Source organism: Curtobacterium sp. HSID17257 (genome assembly GCF_003989515.1).
Classification (GTDB): domain Bacteria; phylum Actinomycetota; class Actinomycetes; order Actinomycetales; family Microbacteriaceae; genus Curtobacterium.
The window spans coordinates 1-877 of sequence record NZ_RBLU01000244.1 but is presented as its reverse complement, the minus strand read 5'-3'; the positions used below and the strand labels follow the sequence as shown (position 1 = coordinate 877).

At 61.6% G+C, this 877-nt stretch carries 1 protein-coding gene; it reads right to left on the bottom strand.

Features of this window, described 5'->3' with window-relative positions:
* Positions 1-85: 85 nt before the first annotated feature.
* The coding region (locus D8M35_RS17325) for a histidinol-phosphate transaminase (protein ID WP_126892728.1) at positions 86-877 on the bottom strand (792 nt) is incomplete at its 5' end.

Genomic DNA, 877 nt, shown 5'->3' with positions numbered 1-877 from the left:
CTTGGCGAAGGAGCCACCGATCAACCCCAGGCCAACCACCACCAGGCGACCGATCATAGGCACAACAGGTTGCAATGCGGTGACATCAACCACGGGCCAGGACCTTGGCCAACGCCTCCAGGAAGCGGCTGTTTTCAGCCGGCAAACCGATGGTGATACGTAAATGGTTCGGCATGCCGTAGTTGGCCACCGGACGCACGATCACGCCTTCGCGCAGCAAGCCCTGGAATACCGGGGCGGCCACCTGAGCCAGATCGACGCAAATGAAGTTGCCCTTGGATGGAATCCAGCCCAGGCCCAACTCACGGAAACCTTCTTGCAACTGCAGCATGCCGCTTTCGTTGATACGACGGCCTTCTTCCAGATGCTCGACATCCTTTACCGCCGCACAGGCCGCCGCCAGGGCGAGGCTGTTGACGTTGAACGGCTGGCGCACGCGGTTCAGCACATCGGCAACCACCGCCGTGGACAGGCCGTAGCCAACCCGCAGCGAGGCCAGGCCATAAGCCTTGGAGAACGTGCGCGAGACCAACAGGTTCGGATAGGCTGCCAGGAAATCCAGGCCGTCCGGCAGGTCGCTGCCTTCGGCGTACTCGATATACGCCTCGTCCAGCACAACCAACACGTGCGCAGGCACATCTTGCAGGAAGTCGTCCAACGCCTGGGTATCGAACCAGGTGCCAGTCGGATTGTTCGGGTTGGCGATAAACACCACACGCGTTTGCGCATCGATCGCCGCCAGCATGGCCGGCAGATCATGCCCCCAGTCCTTGGCCGGAATCACTCTCGCATCAGCGCCCACCGCCTGAGTGACGATCGGATAGACCGCAAACGCATGCTCACTGAACACGGCGTTCAGGCCCGGAGCCAGGTAAGC